Here is a 4,407-nt window from a genome sequence, read left to right on the forward strand (position 1 = left end):
GCCGATGATGTCGACCAGGCCGGCCCCGGCGCATCCTTCAATCGTTTGCCGTCTCTTCGTGCCTTACGACACCACGTACGTGAAGGCGGGCACCTTCCACAAGTTCACCAACGTCAGCGGCGAAGCCCCGATGAAAATCCTGTGGGTATACAGCTCCGCCTACGTCACCCGCACCTTCGCCGACACCGGCGAAACGGTCGAGCACCTCTCCCCAGCCGACGCAATGGTCCGCGACTGAACGCGAGTTGGGCCATCCCAGGCCCGCAATCCCGGGGTATTCACAGTTTTTGGTCTAGACCAATGATTATTTTGGTCTAGACCAATGTTTGCTCTTCACTTCCGCACGCTGTGCGTCGTACATTCCCTCTGGGAACTCCAGCACAGCGAGGTGCCTTATGCGAAAAATCGCTCGTCTTGCGGTCAGTTCGGCGCTCTTGGGCGCCTCAGCGCTGACCGCGACAGCCGTGGGGGCAGCAAACGCCAGCGCGGCCCCGTCACCGGCAAGTCTCTGTCCGGACGCCAACATTGCGATGTTCGGCCCGAATGTCTGTGTCTTCACCCCGTCAATGACGCAGGCCGCCATCCAGAACGACGTCAACGCCATCTACGCCCAGCAGGCCACCAACGAGATGGGCACCGCGCGTTATGCGCTGCTTTTCGAGCCGGGTACTTATGGATCCCAGAGCGCCCCGCTGGACATCCCGGTCGGCTATTACACCGAGGTCGACGGCCTGGGCCAGGACCCGTCGGACGTCGTCATCAACGGCGGCGTGACCGCCGTCGGCATGAACGGCAGCGGTGCGCTGGACATCTTCTGGCGTTCGGTTTCCAACCTGACCATCCATGTCGTCCCGGTTGCACCGGGCGACTGCCACACAAGCAACGAGATGTGGGCGGTGTCCCAGGCGGCCCCGATGCGCCGGGTCGATGTCAAGGACTTCACCACCTTCATGCCGTACTGCGAGAACCCGAACTTCGCCAGCGGCGGCTTCGTCGCCGATTCGGATCTGGAGGGCGGCGCGCTCAACGGGTCGCAGCAGCAGTTCTACGTCCGCAACAGCAACCTGGGTACCGGCGGCTGGTCCAACTACGTGTGGAACCAGGTCTTCTCCGGCGACATCAACGCGCCCGCGCAGGACTTCGGTGCCGGCGCCGCCTACACGACGCTCGCGCAGACGCCGGTGAGCAGGGAGAAGCCCTACCTGTACATCGACGGCTCGGGCAACTGGAACATGTTCGTGCCGTCACCCCAGACCAACTCGACAGGCACCACGTGGGCCAACGGGCACACGCCAGGCACCTCGATCCCGCTGTCGAAGTTCTTCATCGCCACGCCGTCCGACTCGGTCAGCACAATCAACAACGCACTGTCCAAGGGCCTCAACCTGCTGCTCACCCCCGGCGTCTACAACGTGAACTCGCCGATCAAGGTCAAGCGGACCGACGCGGTGGTACAGGGCCTGGGCTTCGCCACCCTGACGGCGACCAGCGGCAGCACGGCCCTCACCACCGCCGACGTTGCCGGCATCGACATCTCCGGCCTCATCGTCGACGCCGGACCGGTCAACTCGCCGGTGCTGATGCAGATCGGCACGAAGAACGGCAACAACGGCGTCCCGCACAACCAGCCGTCCGACCCGACCGGACTGCAGGACGTGTTCTTCCGGGTCGGCGGACCGCACGTCGGCAAGGCGACCGTCTCCCTCGAGGTCAACACCCCCTACACCATCCTTGACGACCTCTGGATCTGGCGTGCCGATCACGGCGTGGCCGGCTCGGTCGGCTGGACCGTCAACACCGCTAACAACGGCCTCGTCGTGAACGGCGACAACGTCACCGCGACCGGGTTGTTCGTCGAGCACTTCCAGCAGTACAACGTCATCTGGAACGGCAACGGCGGCGAAGTCATCTTCTTCCAGAACGAACTGCCGTACGACCCGCCAAACCAGGCTGCCTACGAGCACGACGGCGTGCTCGGCTACGCGGCCTTCAAGGTGGCCGACAACGTGCAGACGTTCCACGGTTACGGCATGGGCAGTTACATCTTCACCAACGTGGACCCGAGCATCCATGTGTCACATGCCTTCGAGGTCCCGAACACGCCGGGCGTCCAGATGAACGACCTGCTCACGATCAACCTCAGCGGTCCCGGCACCATCGACCACGTCATCAACGACACCGGCGGTCCGGTGAGCTCCGCCAACGAAGACGTGGCCAGCCAGGTCGTCAGCTACCCGTGACCTAGCGGAAAGGTAACTGGCTTTTAACGGAAGATGCCTTCGGTGTCGCGGATGCGGCGCCGAAGGCATCTTCGTTTAGCGGGCTCGCGGTTCAGCCGGCCGCGACGTCCCTCAGGAAGCTCGCCATCACGTCGTTGAACAGTTGCGGCGTCTCCCAGTACATCGAGTGCGGCGCACCCGTCACAACCTCAACGCGAGCGCTTGGCAGCAGCTCGATCATCGTGTGGTCGGGGTCGTGGATGTAGCAGAACTGCGAGTTGTTCTCCGGCCGGGTGATCACCCGGGTGTGGCGGATCCCGAGCGAGTCCAGGTGGGCGAGGAACCCTCCCAGTCCTCCACCTCGACCGGTTACTAAACGTAACAGACCTCACTGGGTGCTACCGCAGCGCGCCGACATGACTTCACCTGGGAACTTGGCAACCGCAGTCGAGGCTCTACCCTCACTCAGGTGAGCACAGATGCGACCAGGGCCCCAACGACGCCGTCCGGCGCGGGCGGGATATGGGCACCCGCGCGCCGCCTGCTGACGGTCGGCCTCGTGCTCGCGGTCACCTTCGTCGCGTTCGAGGCTCTCGCCATCGCTACCATCTTGCCGGTGGTCAGCCGCCATCTGGGAGATCTCCGTCTCTACGGGTGGGTGTTCAGCGCTTTCCTGCTGGCGAGCCTGATCGGGATCGTGGTCGCCGGGACGCTGGCCGACCGCGTGCCGCTCGGGCGGCTGATGCTCGCCGGTCTTGCCCTGTTTGCTCTCGGCTTGGTCGTCGGCGGGACCGCCCCGGACATGGCGGTTCTCGTGGTGGGGAGGGCAGTGCAGGGCCTTGGCGCCGGGGTCGTACCCGCAGTGGCCTACGTGGCGATCTCCCGGTGCTATCCCGACGAGTCCCGGCCGCGAATGTTCGCCGTCCTTTCCACCGCATGGGTGGTGCCCGGCCTGATCGGGCCGGCCATCGCCGCCCTGGTGGCCGCGGCAGTTGGCTGGCGCTGGGTATTCCTGGGCTTGATACCGCTGGTGATCGTGGCTGGGATCCTGGTCGTCCTAGCCCTGCGGCATGTCCCGCCACCCGCAAGTCCGGGAACGGCAGCAGTGCCGTACCTAGCGGTGCTGGGCCTGGTAGCCGGCGCCGGCGGGGCGCTGGCGTCGCTCAGCTCCGGCGTCGTGCCCGTGGTCGTCGCGGGCGGTATTGCCGGCAGCGCGCTTCTCGCTGTCTCACTGCGCCGCTTGACACCCCCTCGGCATCTGTCCGCACGGCCCGGGCTTACCGCCACAATCTTCAGCCGGGCGCTGCTGACGTGCTGCTTCTTCGCGGGCGACGCGTATGTCCCGTACGCGATCGTGACCGTCCGGCATGCCCCGACGGCGGTGGCCGCTCTTGCGCTCACGGCGTCGACCCTCACGTGGACGGCCGGGTCGTGGGTGCAGGCCCGCTGTATCGCCCGGTATGGTCCGCGCCGCCTAGTCCGGCCTGGCGAGTGCCTGGTCGCCATTGGCCTCGGCGTGATGTGCGTCGTGCTCCTGCCGTCGGTTCCCCCCGAGCTGGCGATAGGAGCCTGGGCGGTGGCCGGCGCGGGGATCGGCACCGCCTACGCCCCGCTGTCCGTGACCACGCTCGATCGCGCCGCGCCGGGCGAGGAGGGCCGGGCAACCTCAGCTCTCCAGCTCTGCGACGTGCTCGGTCAGGCCATCGGTACCGGGGTGGCGGGGGCGATCGTGGCCGCCGCCGCGGCCGGGATAGGGCACGGCCCCGGAGTCGCGCTAGCGTTCTCGTTCGGCATCGTGGTTGCTCTCATCGGGGTCATCGTCGGAGCGCGGCTTCCCAGCCAGCTCACATCCCGCTTGCCGCACGAAGCGGCTGACACATAAGTCCGAAACCCGGGAAAGGAACTGCCAATGCCGGTGTTCGCCGTTACTACGGCCAAGGGCGTCAACTGGGACCACGCTCGGGATATCCGCGAGCAGCCCTTCTGGGATGAGCATGCCGCGTTCGCCGATCAGCTTGTCGCCCGCGGGTTCGTCATCCTGGGCGGGCCGATCGGCAGCGGCGCTGACGACGACATCGCGCTGCTGGCCGTCGAGGCGGCCGATGAGAGCGCCGTTTACGCGGTCTTCGACGCCGATCCGTGGAGGGTGCACCAGGTGTTCCGGATCAAGAGCGTCTGGCCATGGACC

At 66.2% G+C, this 4,407-nt stretch carries 5 protein-coding genes; 4 read left to right on the forward strand and 1 reads right to left on the reverse strand.

Translation table 11 applies throughout. From position 1 onward, the window contains the following. A partial coding sequence (locus WA805_RS00910; protein ID WP_425241417.1) for a hypothetical protein occupies positions 1-238 on the forward strand: 238 nt, incomplete at its 5' end. A gap of 292 nt (positions 239-530) precedes the next feature. Beyond that, on the forward strand, positions 531-2,240 hold the full coding sequence (locus tag WA805_RS00915; protein ID WP_422279263.1) for an adenylyl cyclase: 1,710 nt from the start codon (positions 531-533) through the stop codon (positions 2,238-2,240). A 91-nt stretch (positions 2,241-2,331) separates the two neighbouring features. Here the strand turns inward: WA805_RS00915 and WA805_RS00920 are convergent, their stop codons facing one another. Continuing rightward, complete coding sequence (locus tag WA805_RS00920; RefSeq protein ID WP_425241418.1) at positions 2,332-2,520, reverse strand: alpha/beta fold hydrolase; 189 nt, start codon at positions 2,518-2,520, stop codon at positions 2,332-2,334. A 168-nt stretch (positions 2,521-2,688) separates the two neighbouring features. Between WA805_RS00920 and WA805_RS00925 the strand changes: the two genes are divergently transcribed. Next, positions 2,689-4,101, forward strand: coding sequence for an MFS transporter (locus WA805_RS00925; RefSeq protein ID WP_425241419.1), 1,413 nt, complete (start codon positions 2,689-2,691; stop codon positions 4,099-4,101). Between the two features lie 27 nt (positions 4,102-4,128). After that, positions 4,129-4,407: hypothetical protein (locus WA805_RS00930; RefSeq protein WP_425241420.1), on the forward strand; the 279-nt coding region annotated here is incomplete at its 3' end.

The sequence above is a fragment of the Trebonia sp. genome (assembly GCF_049794275.1).
Taxonomy (GTDB): Bacteria; Actinomycetota; Actinomycetes; order Streptosporangiales; family Streptosporangiaceae; genus Trebonia.